Source organism: Arthrobacter sp. Y3225209 (assembly GCF_059090685.1).
In genome coordinates this window covers 22,882-37,978 of sequence record NZ_JBNHFW010000007.1, presented here as the reverse complement: position 1 = coordinate 37,978, position 15,097 = coordinate 22,882, and the positions used below count along the sequence as shown (strand labels likewise).

The following is a 15,097-nucleotide window of genomic DNA, read 5'->3' as shown; positions in this document are numbered from 1 at the left end:
GGCACGGCGGAAACACGGCGGGAGGCTGCGCGTGCGGCCTCCCGCCGTCGTGCGTTTTCCGCTCTGAGCGGGAGCGGTCCATCCGGCTGCCGGCAACGGGTAGGGTGGAAGAAAACCCCGGGGTTCCGTCTGTGAACTTCGGGTATTTGCGTTGCGTCGTGAAGGAGAAAACACCCCCATGAGCCTGAACGGACTGCGTGCCGCGCTCGCCGAGGATCCGTCCTACGCCAGGGTGAAAACCCTTTCCTCGCGGCCGCCCGAGCGGCGAAGCGAGGATTTGCAGATCGGCGCCCCGCAGGGGATGCGGGCAGCGCTGTTGGCCGAGGTAGTGGACGGCCTCGCCGCATCCGGAACCGGCAACGGCGCCCCGCCGGTGGTCCTGGCCGTCACCGCCACCGGCCGTGAAGCCGAGGACCTGGCCGCTGCGCTGCGCAGCTATCTGCCGCTGGCCGGCATCGAGGAGTTCCCCAGCTGGGAGACCCTTCCGCACGAACGGCTTTCCCCGCGCTCGGACACCGTGGGCAGGCGGCTTTCGGTGCTGCGCCGGTTGGCGCACCCGGACACGTCACCGGTACAGATTGTGGTGGCACCCGTGCGCGCCGTTGTCCAGCCGCTGGTTGCCGGGCTGGGCGAGCTGAAGCCGGTGTCCCTGAAGGTCGGGCAGGAACAGTCCTTCGACTCCGTGGTGTCCGCCCTCGCCGAGGCCGCCTATGCGCGCGTGGACATGGTCTCCCACCGCGGCGAATTCGCCGTGCGGGGAGGCATCCTGGACGTCTTCCCGCCCACCGATGACCACCCCATCCGCATCGATTTCTTCGGCGACGAAGTGGACTCCATGCGCTGGTTCGCTGTTGCTGACCAGCGGACCCTCACCGGTGAACACATCACCCACCCCACCGAGCTCTATGCCCCTCCCTGCAGGGAAATCCTGATCACCCCGTCCGTGATGAGCCGCGCCGCCAAGCTCAAGGACCAGATGCCCGCGGCAGCGGACATGCTGGAGAAGATTGCCGGCGGCATAGCTGTCGAGGGCATGGAATCCCTGGCACCGGTGCTGGTGGACTCCATGGTTCCGCTGATGGGCGAGCTTCCGTCAGGTTCCATCGCTGTGGTGATCGAGCCTGAGAAAGTGCGGGCACGCGCCCACGATCTGGCGGCCACCAATGAGGAGTTCCTGGCCGCGGCGTGGGCGACGGCCTCCGACGGCGGTGCCGCGCCGCTGGATCTCTCCGCCGGACTCGCGGCGGACCTTGATGCCGCCAGCTTCCGCTCGCTGGCCGACACCCGCACCGCCGCGCACGCCAACAGTGTTGCCTGGTGGTCCATCACCTCGTTCAACCCCGATGACGAGACCGTGCTGGACATCGATACTTTGACCATCAATGCCCGTGAACCGCGCGGCTACCGTGGCGATGTGGCCGAGATGATGGAGTTCATCGGCGGGCGTGTCCGCGACATGTGGCGCGTAGTGGTGGTTACCGAGGGGCCCGGGCCCGCGTCCCGTCTGGCCGAGCTGTTCCGCGAGAACGACATACCGGCAGCCCTCGTGGATTCCGTCGACACCGAACCCCAGCCGGGGGTTATCGCCATCACCACGGCCAGTGCAGGCCGCGGCTATGTGTTCGACACCCTCAAGACGGGATTGCTGACCGAGGCGGACCTGCTGGGCCGTGCCAGTGCCTACTCCACCAAGGACATGCGAAAGATGCCCTCCAAGCGGCGCAACGCGGTGGATCCGCTGCAGCTGCAGGAAGGCGACTTCGTGGTGCATGAGCAGCACGGTGTCGGTAAATTCATTGAACTCATCCAGCGTTCCACCGGCGTTGGCGCGAACAAAACCGTGCGTGAATACCTGGTGCTCGAATATGCGCCGTCCAAGCGCGGTGCCCCCGGGGACCGGCTGTTTGTTCCTACCGACCAGCTGGACCAGATCACCCGGTACGTGGGCGGAGAAACCCCGGTCCTGTCCAAGATGGGCGGCTCCGACTGGGCCAAGACGAAGAGCCGGGCCCGCAAGGCGGTCAAGGAGATTGCGGGGGAGCTCATCCGGCTTTACTCCGCACGAATGGCATCCAAAGGCCATGCCTTCGCCTCGGACACCCCGTGGCAGCGGGAACTGGAGGAAGCTTTCCCTTACGTGGAGACGCCCGACCAGCTCACCACCATCAACGAGGTGAAGGCGGACATGGAGCGCGAGGTGCCCATGGACCGGCTGGTCTCCGGCGACGTGGGCTACGGCAAAACCGAGATTGCCGTCCGGGCAGCCTTCAAGGCCGTGCAGGACGGTAAGCAGGTCGCGGTGCTGGTACCCACCACACTGCTGGCCCAGCAGCACCTGGAGACTTTCGCCGAGCGCTTCTCCGGCTTCCCCGTCCGGGTCCAGACCCTGTCCCGTTTCCAGACGGCCAAGCAGGCCCGCGAGGTGGTGGAGGGCGTGAAGAACGGTTCGGTGGACGTGGTGATCGGCACGCACCGCCTGCTCTCCTCCGAGGTCCAGTTCAAGGACCTGGGCCTGGTGATTGTGGATGAGGAGCAGCGCTTTGGTGTGGAGCACAAGGAAGCGCTGAAGAAACTGCGCACCAATGTGGACGTGCTGGCCATGAGCGCCACCCCGATTCCCAGGACCTTGGAAATGTCCCTGACCGGAATCCGCGAGACCTCCACACTGGCCACCCCGCCGGAGGAACGCCACCCGGTTTTGACCTACGTTGGGCCCTACACGGATAAGCAGGCCTCCGCGGCCATCCGCCGTGAGCTGATGCGTGAGGGCCAGGTGTTCTTTGTGCACAACCGGGTTTCCTCGATTGACCGGACCGCCGCGCACCTGCAGGAACTGGTGCCGGAGGCGCGGATCGCCGTCGCGCACGGCCAGATGAGCGAGTCCAAGCTCGAGCAGATCATTGTGGACTTCTGGGAGAAGCGTTTTGACGTGCTGGTGTGCACCACCATCATTGAAACCGGCCTGGACATCTCCAACGCCAACACGCTGATTGTGGACCGGGCGGACCACTTCGGCCTCTCCCAGCTGCACCAGTTGCGCGGCCGGGTGGGCCGCGGCCGGGAACGCGCCTACGCGTACTTCCTCTACCCCTCGGAGAAGCCGCTGGGCGAGGTGGCGCTGGAACGCCTGAAGGCAGTTGCCACCCACAATGAGCTCGGCGCCGGCATGCAGCTGGCCATGAAGGACCTGGAGATCCGCGGCGCGGGCAACCTGCTCGGCGGTGAGCAGTCGGGCCACATTGCCGGGGTCGGGTTTGACCTGTACATCCGGCTGGTGGGCGAAGCCGTGGCGGACTACCGCGGCGAGGCCGAGGAAAAGGCCGCCGAAATGAAGATTGAGCTGCCCGTCAACGCCCATCTCCCTCATGACTACGTGCCGGGGGAGCGGCTGCGGCTGGAGGCCTACCGGAAGCTCGCCTCGGCCATCACCAACGAGGCGATCGACGAGGTCCTGGCCGAGCTCGTGGACCGTTACGGCGAGCCGCCGCAGGAAGTGAAGAACCTGATCGATGTGGCCCGCTTCCGGGTGGATGCCCGCGCAGCAGGCCTCACCGACGTCGCATTGCAGGGCAACTTCATCAAGTTTGCACCGGCAGACCTGCCCGAATCCCGGACCATGCGGCTGCAGCGGATGTACCCGGGGGCCCAGGTGAAACCGGCGTTGAACGCCGTGCTGGTGCCCAAGCCGAAGACTGCGAGGATTGGCGGACGCGATCTGGTGGACGCTGAGATCCTGGCTTGGGCCAAACAGGTGCTGGAGGCGGTCTTCAAGGAGTAACCGGCGGCACGAAGCCGGGCGGGCAACCCGGCTAGCCGGTAAGGGCAACCACGAAAAGCACGGCGGCAGCCACCACACAGGAGGCGAGTACCGCGTAACCGACGAACGTGATGCGCTGCTGCCGTGCCCTGTCCCGGCGCCATTCCCTGCGGGTCATCATGGTAGTCATGTGCAGAATCTAGGGAAAAGCCGTATGGGGCGCTAAGAGTAGGACCTACCTGCCTGCTAACGGGCACTACCTAGTGCTTGGACCGTGCCACTACCTGGTGCTTAAACACTGATGCACCCGGACCGCCTCGGTCCGGGTGCATCAGTGTGTGTCGGTGGTACTTACTCGTTGTGCGAGTAGCCCTTCGCCAGCTCCGTGGTGGTGTCGGAGCGGCCGATGCTGAAGGCCACGAGGTAGACGGCGGTGCCGACTACCAGCAGGATCGCCATGGGCCAGACGTTGCCCAGGGTCAGCCAGTTCAGCGAGTACAGAGCGCCGCAGAAGAGCGCGAAAAGTACGGTAAAGGTGATGAGGTTGCTGACCAGATGGCCCTCACCCGAGTGCGTCGGCTGCTTCGACCGTGTTCCAACCATGGGAGTTCTCCGTTTCAAAAAGTGTTCTGTAGCTTCGCGGGTCAGTAGTCCGACGTGGCTTTGCTTCCCTTAACAATAGCGATTCCTGAGCTTGCTCCGATACGCGTGGCTCCGGCATCGATCATTGCCTGGGCGTCTTCGAGCGAACGCACCCCGCCCGAGGCCTTCACGCCGAGGTCGGGACCGACGGTGCGGCGCATCAGGGCAACGTCCTCAGCAGTGGCACCGCCGCCGTTGAATCCGGTGGAGGTCTTGACGAAGTCCGCCCCGGCCTCAACGGATGCCTCACAGGCAAGGACTTTCTGCTCGTCATTGAGCAGCGACGTTTCGATGATGACCTTCAGGATGCCGCCGGCAGCATGCACTGCGTCGGCAACGGCGGCAATGTCGCGGACCAGAGCGGTTTTGTCATTCCGGCGGGCTGCGGCAATGTCGATGACCATGTCGATCTCGTCCGCGCCGTCCTGGAGGGCGCCCTGGGCTTCAAACACCTTGACTTCGGTGGTGGTGGCGCCGAGCGGGAACCCGATGACGGAGCAGGTGAGCACACCGCTGCCCTTGAGCGCAGTGCGGACAGTGCCGACCCAGAGGGGATTCACGCAGACGGACTTGAAACCATATTCCGCTGCCTCGGCGCAGACCTTAAGGATGTCCTCGCGGCTGGCCTCCGGCTTCAGGAGCGTGTGGTCGATGTAAGAGGCAATAGGGGTAGGCATGAATCCATTTTGCCATAGGGCAGCGCGGTTAACGGGATGCGAAGATTTCCGGGGCCGTGGGGCCTGCACGTGAAACAGCAATGGCCCGGATTCCCTAATTCGAAGGGAATCCGGGCCATTGCATCTAATTCGTTATCCGTTCGGCCACATGCCGAAAGGCTTAACCACGTTGTTAGAAGGAGAAAGCGGCGACGCAGCCGCCGTTGCCGGCGCCGCTACTCCTGCTCCTGCAATAACAGCGGCCAGTACAAGAGCTGCACCCAGTTTCTTCATTCTCTACCCCTAAAATCGGTGTAACTGTAACTACGACTCTCGAAGTATAGCTATACAAACGTTCAACCGAATATCCTCGACTGGGGACTTGTAGAAAAACTGAGGACAAGTTGATCTACGGTTGTCACACCCGAATCAGGAGGCCCCAGTTTATCGCGACGTAGTAACGCGTGCGGCTAGAGTTCAGGTTATCGATGGTTATCACAGCGAGAAAGCACCAGATAATGGATAGCAACACAGCGTTCATCCTTAACGAATACCGTGCCCGACAGGCCGAAGAGAGCAAGGACTATGGCTCGGCGATCCAGTATTCCCTAGCCGCTGCTGCTAAGGCGGCTGAAGTGGATGACAGTTGGGGGTTCTGTCGCATGACCATAAACGCGGCAGAACTCCAGCTCGCACTCGGTCTTATGGATGATTGCATCGCGCTCTGCGCCAACCTATTCGAGACTGAGGCAATTAGGAAGTACCCGGACTATGAGTCACGTGCGAAGGTTCTCGTCACCAGGGCCATGCATAACCGTGGCCAGATGGGGGACGCCCTCGAGTCTGCTCGCGAAGTGTCGAGACTTCCCACGCAGGGCTTGTCGTCGGAAGGGCGCTTGAGCGTCCAACATGTTCTTGTGGCGGCTCTGGCAGAGGAGGGGGACACAGAATCGGCGTGGGCAGAGGCCGTGCGTCTGGCCGGCATGCTGGATAAGGAGCCGCTGCCTCGTGTCGCAGGAATGGCGTATTGGGCGATAGGAAACGCGGGGTTCATGTCAGGCCGGGTCGATGCCGGATTGAATTACCATCGATTGGCGGCAGAATCGCTTGCCATGATTGACGATGTCAGTCTTTGGGGACTTTTCAACAAGGCCTCCGCACATATGCGGTTAACAGCAGGCCTAGTCACTCAGGAAACCGTAGAGTGCATTGAGCGTGCAGAGGTCGCCTACGAGGTGGTCCGGGTGACTGAAATAGACGGTTACGAGATTACAATCACGCGGGCATGGTGGGAGCTCGAGACTGGAAATCCTAACAAGGCTGACGAGCTGCTGATTCCGATAGAGGCCAAAGTAGCCGGTCCTTACCCCTTCCTCCTGGGGCGCACGCTCCAGTTGCGCGCCCGCTGCCTCGACGCACTGGGGCAGGAAGCTGCTGCCATGGAATGCGCGCAGAAAAGCGAACGCATCTTTACCGAGGTAGGAGCCGAGGTGCTGGCGGCCGATTCGCGGAAAATTAGAGACGCCCTTGGGCAGTCGGCTCGATAAGGCGAGACACGTCGCGACAATAACTCGATATTTAAGCATCGAGGGCGCACAATACAAACAGGGTTACAGGTCTGGTCAGGCAAGCTCCAATCCGTCCTCCAGACCGAAATGGCAAATCCGCTGCATTGAGGTCCTGCGCGGCGACTTGGGGGAGCTATGGCAAGACAGAATACGGTGCAGGAAAGCAGTCCCGGGAACCATCCGGAACGTATGGACGCCGCAGAGGAGATGCGTGCGGAACCGCTCGCGGAGAGTGCCCGGGTGGGTATGACAGCGGACGGCAAAATCACGCTGGTACTGCCGCCCGGACAAGTGGTTACCGGAGCCATGGCTGCAGAAGCAGCCCAGGAGATCGAGAACCTGGCCGGCGTCCGGCGCCTGCCGCTGCTGCTCACCCTGACAGGTGTGGAATCCATTTCCCGTACCGCCCGGGACATTTTCAGTGCAGCCCGTTCCCTGTCCGCCGTTGCAGTGATCGGCATATCTCCCGTGGACAGGGTGATAGCCAATTTCCTGCTGGGCGGTGAAGTCCAGCCCTGCCCCACACGGTATTTTTCCCGTGAAAAAGACGCACTGGATTGGCTGAAACGGCACGCACCATGACAGACGCACCAACTGAGTCCGGCCAGCTGCCGGAGGACCCGCGCCTTGACCGGATTGTCGAGGGCATTGTCAGCATCGCTGCCGGGAACCTGACCTCCAAGATCCCGGTTTCCCCTGCCCGTGACCAGATCGATGCTGTCAGCACCGGCATCAATCTGCTTGCCTCCGAGCTGGACGACATCTACCAGGACATGGAGCAGCGGGTGGAAACCCGGACGCTGGAACTCCGTGAAGCTCACAGGCAGATGCAGCGCATGGCCCTCTCCGATCCCTTGACCGGGCTGGGCAACCGCATCGCACTGATGCAGCATGTGCAGCAGGCACTGATGAACTGGGATGGCGGCCCATCGGCGCCCGGCGTGCTGATGATCGACCTTGACGGCTTCAAGGAGATCAATGACAGCTTCGGGCACCACGCGGGGGACGTGGTGCTGCAGGAGGTGGCAGCACGCCTGCTTGCCTCGGTGCCGGAGGGGAGCTCCGTTGCGCGGCTGGGCGGCGACGAGTTCGCCGTGCTGGTTCCCGCCGTCGGGCGCCTTTCTGCCCGCGGAGTGGCCGAACGGATCCAGAATGCACTGGGAATCCGGACCAAGGTCGAGGAACTGGATGTCTGGCCGCGCGCCAGCATCGGCGTCCACGTGGCAGAAACGGGCCAAACCGCTGACGACCTGCTGCTGTGCGCCGATACCGCTATGTACGTTGCCAAGGAAGAAGGGCCGGGTCTGGTGCGGTCCTTTGAGCCGGTCATGCTGTACGCCCGGCAGCTGCGGCGTGAAATGGCCTCTGAACTGCGCAGCGCAGTGGAGCGTGACGAGCTGCGTCTGGTGTACCAGCCCGTTGTTGATCTGGTGACGGGCCACATGCAGGGCGTGGAGGTCCTGGTCCGCTGGCAGCACCCGGCCCAGGGCCTGGTAATGCCGGACATGTTCATCCCCCTCGCGGAGGAAAGCGGTGCGATTCTGCAGATCGGACGCTGGGTGCTGCGTAAGGCGCTGGAACAGCTCGCCGAGTGGCGCAGGCACGCAGAGCACCGGGAAGATTTCCACGTTCGGGTCAACGTCAGTGCGGCCGAGCTGCAGGCCATGGACCTGGTGGACTATGTCCGCTCGGTCCTGCGCGACACGGGGGCATCACCCCAGGAGCTGGTCCTGGAAATCACCGAGAGTGCCTTTGTGGGCAGCGGGGATGTGGAGACCTACTCAATGCGCTCGCTCAAGGCGCTTGGCGTCCGCCTGGAGATTGACGATTTCGGCACCGGCTATTCCTCCATCAGTTACCTGCGCCGGCTGCCTGTGCACACGGTCAAGGTGGACCGGACGCTGATCGCGGACATCTGCGGTGACGAGGGACAGCTGAAGTTCGTGGACGCCGTGCATCAGCTGATCCGGGCGGCCGGGATGGAAGCGGTGTTCGAAGGGATCGAGACAGAACAGCAGGCGGGGAAGCTGCGCGACATGGGATGCTGCAGCGGACAGGGCTACTACTTCAGCCGGCCCATCAACGAGAAGCAGGTAGGCACCCTCCTTGCCAGTGGCAGCCGGCTGCCGCTGGCAACCGAACTGGTTGCCTAGGCGACCGCCCGGACGTCAGTTCCGCACGAGGTAGCGCAGAAACACCACCCCGTTACCCAACCGGCGCTCCTCCTGCAGGTCCAGCTCCAGCCGCAGCCCCGCAGGCAGGAAATGCCGGCCACCGCCGACAATCACGGGGGAGAGCAGCTGCTGCAGTTCGTCAACGAGCCCGCTCCGCAGCGCCTGGCCGGCGAGTTCCGCTCCGCCCACTGAGAGAGCGGCGTCGGACTCCGCCTTGAGCCGTTGCACGGCGTCCGGATCGAACTCACGTTCCAGACGGGTGAGCGGCGCGGAGACTCCGGCGAGGGAGCGGGAAAACACCACCTTCTCCGCTCCCCGCCAGATGCGGGCATAGTCCTGCACGGCCGCCGGTTCGTTCCCTGTCTCCACGGTGTCCCAATAGGACATCACCTCATACATCCGCCGGCCGAGGAGCTGCGTGCCGACGCCGCGTTCCAGGTTGTTGACGAAGCGGTGCACTTCCTCATCGGGCATGCTCCAGTCGAAGGAACCCGACTCGTCAGCGACATAGCCGTCCAGCGAAGTGATTGCCGTATAGATCAGCCGTCCCATGCCGGCCTCCTGCCTGGTTACAGTCCCAGGGCCGCCCTGACATCTGCGAGCACGGCATCCAGCGACTCCCGCGCCTTGGACCGCGCCGCCGGCAGGTCGTCTGCCGATCCCACAGGTTCAATGACTTCGAGGTAGCACTTGAGCTTTGGCTCGGTTCCGCTGGGACGGATGATGACCCGGGTGCCATCCCGGGTAATGTACCGCAGGCCGTCTGTGGGCGGCAGGCCGTCCGCGCCTTCGGCCAGATCGACGGCGGTTTCCACCGGCGAGCCGGCGAAGGATGCGGGCGGGTTCGCTCGCAGCCGGTCCATCATTTCCGTGAGGAGGGCAAGGTTGTCCACCCGCACCGAGAGCTGGTCACTCTGGTGCAGCCCGTGCTCCAGCGCCAGGTCGTCGAGCTCATCGAACAGCGTCCGCCCGGCGGCCTTCAGCGAGGCTGCCAGCTCCGCCAGCAGCACACCGGCGGAGATGCCGTCCTTGTCACGGACCAGGCCCGGGGCCACGCAGTAGCCCAGCGCCTCTTCGTACCCGTAGGTCAGCTTGGGCACCCGGGAGATCCATTTGAAGCCGGTGAGGGTTTCCTGGTGAGCGAACCCGGCAGACTCGGCGATGCGGGCCAGAAGACGGGAGGAGACAATCGAGTTCGCGAAAACCACATTCGAGCGGGTTTTCTCGCCCCGAACCTTCCAGCGTCCGGCGGCAATCCTGCGGGCTATGTGGCGGCCCAGCAGGGCACCCACCTCGTCACCGCGCAACATCCGCCATTCATCCGTGGCGGGATCCTTTGCCGCGACAGCGGCGCGGTCCGCGTCGGGATCATTGGCCAGCACCAGATCCGCGTTTCGTTCCTTGGCCAGCTTCAGTGCCAGGTCCAGGGCACCGGGTTCCTCCGGGTTGGGGAAGGCCACGGTGGGGAAGTCCGGATCGGGCAGGGCCTGCTCCGGCACCAGCTTCACCTTGGTGAACCCGGCACCGCGCAGCACCGCGGTCATGGTCTCTCCGCCGACGCCATGCATCGGTGTGAGGACAATGTCCAGGTCCCGTTCCGGGTAGCCCTCGGCATGCATCAGCCGGTCCACCGCTCCAATGTAATCCGCAATCAGGGACTCGGACACCTCGGTGTAGCCGTCCGGTGCCAGGTCGATGGAGCCCAGCGGCGTCGAGTAGTCAATCCGTGCCGCGATCTCGGCGTCGTAGGGTGTCACGATCTGCGCGCCGCGGCCAGGCCCCTTCACGGTGCGTCCGCCGAGGTAGACCTTGTAGCCGTTGTCCAGTGCGGGGTTATGGCTCGCCGTGACCATTACACCGGCATCCGTGTCCAGGGCGCGGACCGCGTAGGCCAGCAGCGGCGTCGGTAGCGTGCAGGGCAGCAGGAAGGTTTCGATGCCTGCCGCGCCGAAGACCGCAGCGGTTTCCAAAGCGAAATCCTTGGATTTGTGCCGGGCGTCGTACCCAATGACCGCGCTTGGGGTCCAGTTGTCCCCGGCGGTCTCCTGCAGGAAGGAAGCGATGCCGGCAGCGGTGCGCCGCACCACCACCCGGTTCATCCGGCGCGGGCCGGCGCCAAGGGCGGCCCGGAGCCCGGCGGTGCCGAACTCCAGTGTGCCGGCGAACCGGTCTGCCAGGTCCAGGGCAGCTGCGGCAACTTCGTCCTCTGTGCCTTCACCGCCTTCAAGGGTGCGCAGGAGTGAGCGCAGCTCGCGGGCGGTGTCCGGATCGGGGTCACTGTCCGCCCATGCCCGCGCAGCGGCGGTGAGTGCGTCCAGTTCAACGGGGTTGCTAGTCATGATGTGTACCTACGATTGGGGTGGCCGGTTGAAGATTGCCGGCTAGATGCGGTTGATGATCTCGGCGAGCAGCTTGGAAATACGGGGACCGGCAGCCTGTCCGGCCTCCAGCACTTCCTGGTGGCTCAGCGCCACCGGGCTGATGCCCGCGGCGAGGTTGGTTACCAGGGAAATGCCGAAAACCTCCATGCCGGCGTGGCGGGCTGCAATGGCTTCCAGTGCGGTGGACATTCCCACGAGGTCCGCCCCGATGGTCTTGGCGTAGCGGACTTCGGCGGGGGTCTCATAGTGCGGCCCGGTGAACTGGGCGTAGACGCCCTCATCCAGGGTGGGGTCCACGCTGCGGGCAACGTCCCGCAGGCGTGAGGAGTAGAGATCGGTCAGGTCCACGAACGTGGCACCTTCAAGCGGCGACGTTGCCGTGAGGTTCAGGTGGTCGCTGATCAGCACCGGGGTGCCGGGCTGCCAGTCCGGGTTCAGCCCGCCGCAGCCGTTGGTCAGGACCATGACCTTGGCGCCGGCTGCTGCCGCGGTCCGGACACCGTGGACGACGGCGCGGACACCCTTGCCCTCGTAGTAATGGGTGCGGGCGCCGAGCACCAGTGCACGCTTGCCGTCAGTGGTGAGTACGGAGCGGATGGTGCCCACATGGCCCTGCACTGCGGGGGCCGAGAAACCGGGAATATCCGCGGCGGACAGGGTTGCGGTGGTCTCGCCGATCAGCTCGGCCGCTTCCCCCCAGCCGCTGCCGAGGACCAGGGCGATGTCATGGGAGGGCACGCCAGTGTGCTCGGCAATGTAGTCGGCGGCCTGCTGGGCAAGTTCAAATGGGTCGTTAGTCACTTAACCAACCTACCGTGTAATGGATGGGGGCTGGGCGCACTGCGAAAGGGCACCGTTTGAGCGCCGTCACTGGATGGGACAGAATAGAGCCTTGTGACGAGCCAACTAGATTTTACTGCCCGGAAAATTGCGATTCTTGGAGGAGGCCCCGGCGGCTACGAAGCTGCTCTGGTAGCGGCTTCCCTCGGAGCGGACGTAACCGTTGTAGAGCGGCAGGGCCTGGGCGGCTCCGCGGTGCTGACCGACGTTGTCCCCTCCAAGACGCTGATCGCGACGGCGGACGTGATGACACGCCTGACCGCTGCACGAAACCTCGGAGTGGAATTCGGCGACGTCGAGTCCCCGGTGTACGCAGACCTGAAGGTGGTCAACCACCGTCTGCTGGCACTGGCCAAGGAGCAGTCAAATGACATCCGCCGCACCCTTGAGCGGGTGGGAGTGAAGGTCAAAATCGGCGACGGCCGGCTGCTGGACAACCACACCATCGAGGTCACGGCAGCGGACGGCAGCGTGGAAACCGTTGAAGCGGAGGCGCTGCTGATCGCCACCGGTGCGAACCCGCGCGAGCTGGAGACATCCATGCCCGACGGCGAACGCATTTTCACCTGGAAGCAGATCTACAACCTGACCGAGGTGCCCGAACACCTGATCGTCATCGGCTCCGGTGTGACAGGTGCTGAGTTTGCTTCCGCGTACAACGGGCTGGGCACCAAGGTCACGCTGATCTCCAGCCGCGACCGCGTGCTGCCGGGCGAAGACGCCGACGCCGCCGTCGTCCTCGAGGACGTGTTCCAGGCCCGCGGCATGACCGTCCTGAACCGTTCCCGCGCAGATTCGGTGAAGAATACCGGCCAGGGCGTGCTCGTGACGCTGTCCGACGGCCGCACCGTGGAAGGCAGCCACTGCCTGGTGGCCGTGGGTGCCATCCCCAACACCGCCGGAATCGGGCTTGAGGAAGCCGGCATCCAGCTGGATGACCGCGGACAGATCAAGGTCGACGGCGTCTCCCGCACCACGGCGCCGAACGTCTACGCCGCAGGTGACTGCACCGGCGTGTTCAACCTTGCCTCCGTGGCCGCCATGCAGGGACGTATTGCCGTGGCCCACCTCATGGGCGACGGCGTGAAGCCGCTCAAGCTCAAGCAGGTGGCCTCCAACATCTTCACGTCACCGGAAATTGCCTCGGTAGGCGTCAGCGAGTCCGACGTCGCCGAAGGCCGTTATCAGGGCGACGTCATCAAGCTCTCGCTGCACACCAATGCGCGGGCCAAGATGATGGATGTGCAGGAGGGCTTCGTAAAGATCATTTCGCGCAAGGGCTCCGGCACGGTAATTGGCGGTGTAGTGGTGGGACCGCGTGCCTCCGAGCTCATCTTCCCGATTGCCATTGCCGTCTCGCAGAAGCTGCACGTGGATGACCTGGCGAACACCTTCACGGTCTACCCGTCCCTCACCGGTTCCATTTCCGAGGCTGCACGGCGCCTGCACGTACACATGTAGCGTTCTACGCTTGTATATCCCGCGCCCGGGACGGAATATCCGTCCCGGGCGCGGGTTTTTTTGTGCCGTCTGCGGCTCCGGAAAGAAACATTAGTCCAATATGTGGACACGAGTCTCAGATAACGGACGCGGGCTCCTACGATGTGGATACTTCAATTCCTCTTGCGAAAGACCACCAAATGTCTACTACGAATCCCTCCACGGCGCAGGCGCCGGCAAAGGCCAATTCCAAGAGCCGCGTGGTAGTTGCCAGCCTTGTTGGCACCTCCATCGAGTTCTACGACTTTTACGTCTATGCGACCGCCGCCGTCCTGGTCTTCCCCAGGCTGTTCTTTCCCAATGCGGAGGGCGCAACGGCCCTGCTGAGCTCGTTCGCGGTCTTCGGGGTCGCCTTCATTGCCCGCCCGCTCGGGTCGATCATTTTCGGACATTTCGGTGACAAGGTCGGGCGCAAGGGAACCCTGGTGGCATCCCTGCTGACCATGGGCATTGCCACATTCCTCATCGGCTGCCTGCCCACCGCCGAGATGTCCGGCTGGTCCTTCTGGGCTCCGGCCCTGCTGGTGGTTATGCGCTTCGCCCAGGGCCTGGCGCTCGGCGGCGAGTGGAGCGGTGCAGCACTGCTGGCCACCGAGAATGCGCCGGCCAACAAGCGCGCTGTCTGGGGAACCTTCCCGCAGCTGGGTGCTCCCATCGGATTCATCCTGGCCAACGGCCTCTTCCTGATCCTCAGCATCAACCTGGACAACGAGCAGTTCGATTCCTGGGGTTGGCGTGTCCCGTTCCTCGCCAGCGCCGTGATGGTCATCATCGGCCTGTACGTACGCATGAAGCTGGTGGAAACCCCTGCCTTCCAGAAGGCCGTGGACTCCGGCGAAGTCAGCAAGCTGCCGTTGGGCCGGGTCTTCCGGTTCAGCTGGCGCGCCATGATTGCCGGCACCTTCATCATGCTGGCCACCTACGTGCTCTTCTACCTGATGACCACGTTCACCCTCTCCTACGGCACGGCAGCGAAAACCGAGGAGGCGGCCCGTGCGGCCGCTGAAAAGGCAGGCAAGATCTTCGACCCCGAGTCCTTTGCCCCCGGCCTTGGCTACGCCCGCAACGACTTCCTGATCATGCTGATTGTGGGTGTGGTGTTCTTCGGCATCTTCACGATGGTCTCCGGCCCGCTGGCTGAAAAGTTCGGCCGCCGCAAGACGCTGCTGGCCGTGACCGGGGCCATCTTCCTCTTCGGGTTCAGCTTCGCTCCGCTGTTCGACGGCGGCACCGCCGGTGTGATGACCCTGCTGATCATCGGTTTCACCCTGATGGGCCTGACCTTCGGTCCCATGGGTGCCATGCTGCCGGAGCTCTTCCCCACGAACGTCCGATACACCGGATCAGCCATTGCCTACAACGTTTCTTCCATCCTGGGCGCAGCCGTGGCGCCGTTCATTGCCGTCGCCCTGTGGCAGGCAGCGGACGGCAGCCCGTGGCTGGTGGGCATCTACCTCAGCTCCATGGCCGTACTGACCCTGATTGCCCTGTTCGTCACCAGGGAGACCCGCGACGTCGATTACGAGAACAACTCAAGTGAGACCGTGAAGGCTTCCTAGGTCCGTTCACATGCGAAAGG

12 protein-coding genes are annotated in these 15,097 nt (G+C 63.9%); 6 read left to right on the top strand and 6 right to left on the bottom strand.

All coding sequences use genetic code 11. The features are described 5' to 3' along the window. Positions 1-178: 178 nt before the first annotated feature. A complete protein-coding gene (gene mfd, locus AC5RVB_RS06020) occupies positions 179-3,778 on the top strand; it encodes a transcription-repair coupling factor (RefSeq protein ID WP_494142213.1) in 3,600 nt (1,199 codons plus the stop codon). A 31-nt stretch (positions 3,779-3,809) separates the two neighbouring features. Here mfd and AC5RVB_RS06015 read toward each other — a convergent pair whose 3' ends face one another. The 3 genes from AC5RVB_RS06015 to deoC all read right to left on the bottom strand — a co-directional run bounded on the left by AC5RVB_RS06015 (position 3,810) and on the right by deoC (position 5,076). Then, entirely contained in the window at positions 3,810-3,947 is a 138-nt protein-coding gene (locus tag AC5RVB_RS06015; protein ID WP_227904294.1) for a hypothetical protein, read from the bottom strand. A 161-nt stretch (positions 3,948-4,108) separates the two neighbouring features. Further along, positions 4,109-4,360 (bottom strand): hypothetical protein, encoded by a 252-nt coding sequence (locus AC5RVB_RS06010; protein ID WP_227904295.1) that lies wholly within the window; start codon positions 4,358-4,360, stop codon positions 4,109-4,111. Positions 4,361-4,401: 41 nt separating this feature from the next. Then, the gene (gene deoC / locus AC5RVB_RS06005) at positions 4,402-5,076 is read right to left on the bottom strand and encodes a deoxyribose-phosphate aldolase (RefSeq protein ID WP_227904296.1); all 675 of its coding nucleotides are present in this window, start codon (positions 5,074-5,076) and stop codon (positions 4,402-4,404) included. A 497-nt stretch (positions 5,077-5,573) separates the two neighbouring features. Between deoC and AC5RVB_RS06000 the strand changes: the two genes are divergently transcribed. From AC5RVB_RS06000 to AC5RVB_RS05990, 3 genes are all read left to right on the top strand, one after another. Then, positions 5,574-6,602, top strand: a complete 1,029-nt coding sequence (locus AC5RVB_RS06000) for a hypothetical protein (RefSeq protein WP_494142212.1) — start codon at positions 5,574-5,576, stop codon at positions 6,600-6,602. A 156-nt stretch (positions 6,603-6,758) separates the two neighbouring features. Continuing rightward, positions 6,759-7,205, top strand: coding sequence for a DUF7793 family protein (locus AC5RVB_RS05995; protein WP_227904298.1), 447 nt, complete (start codon positions 6,759-6,761; stop codon positions 7,203-7,205). Next, positions 7,202-8,776 (top strand): putative bifunctional diguanylate cyclase/phosphodiesterase, encoded by a 1,575-nt coding sequence (locus tag AC5RVB_RS05990; protein ID WP_494142211.1) that lies wholly within the window; start codon positions 7,202-7,204, stop codon positions 8,774-8,776. The genes AC5RVB_RS05995 and AC5RVB_RS05990 overlap by 4 nt, the downstream gene beginning before the upstream one ends. A gap of 15 nt (positions 8,777-8,791) precedes the next feature. Here the strand turns inward: AC5RVB_RS05990 and AC5RVB_RS05985 are convergent, their stop codons facing one another. The 3 genes from AC5RVB_RS05985 to AC5RVB_RS05975 are packed head-to-tail and all read right to left on the bottom strand — an operon-like array spanning position 8,792 to position 11,979. Then, positions 8,792-9,349, bottom strand: coding sequence for a dihydrofolate reductase family protein (locus tag AC5RVB_RS05985; RefSeq protein WP_494142210.1), 558 nt, complete (start codon positions 9,347-9,349; stop codon positions 8,792-8,794). A 17-nt stretch (positions 9,350-9,366) separates the two neighbouring features. Next, positions 9,367-11,136 carry a phospho-sugar mutase gene (locus tag AC5RVB_RS05980; RefSeq protein ID WP_290245397.1) on the bottom strand — a complete coding sequence of 590 codons (1,770 nt, stop codon included), beginning with the start codon at positions 11,134-11,136 and terminating at the stop codon, positions 9,367-9,369. A 42-nt stretch (positions 11,137-11,178) separates the two neighbouring features. Further along, entirely contained in the window at positions 11,179-11,979 is an 801-nt protein-coding gene (locus AC5RVB_RS05975) for a purine-nucleoside phosphorylase (RefSeq protein WP_227904302.1), read from the bottom strand. A gap of 93 nt (positions 11,980-12,072) precedes the next feature. On the opposite strand from AC5RVB_RS05975, the gene AC5RVB_RS05970 reads away from it, so the two are divergent. Continuing rightward, a complete protein-coding gene (locus AC5RVB_RS05970) occupies positions 12,073-13,479 on the top strand; it encodes an NAD(P)H-quinone dehydrogenase (protein WP_227904303.1) in 1,407 nt (468 codons plus the stop codon). A gap of 179 nt (positions 13,480-13,658) precedes the next feature. Beyond that, a complete protein-coding gene (locus AC5RVB_RS05965; protein WP_227904304.1) occupies positions 13,659-15,077 on the top strand; it encodes an MFS transporter in 1,419 nt (472 codons plus the stop codon). Positions 15,078-15,097 lie beyond the last annotated feature (20 nt).